The organism is Sinorhizobium sp. GQ132 (genome assembly GCF_059758575.1).
Map to the genome: position 1 here is coordinate 1 of NZ_JCAXDX010000084.1, position 205 is coordinate 205.

1 protein-coding gene is annotated in these 205 nt (G+C 55.6%); it reads left to right on the top strand.

Translation table 11 applies throughout. The annotated features are described in order from the left end of the window. Positions 1–205: hypothetical protein (locus AC6CIG_RS29830; RefSeq protein WP_498324404.1), on the top strand; the 205-nt coding region annotated here is incomplete at both ends.

Here is a 205-nt window from a genome sequence, read left to right on the forward strand (position 1 = left end):
GATGCCAAGAGCAACGCTGCCGATGTACGGCACAAGGACGCCCGCGAGAAATCCGAGCGCTCGGCAGATAAAGAGAATGTCTGCGTCGTAATGAACGATTGGTTCGGACGGTTCGAGCCTTGGCAGAATGGCGACGGTGGCCTTATCGAAATCGAGGAACAGCTTCTGCTCAAAGGTACCGCCGCGAATTTTCCAGCAGGTGTCT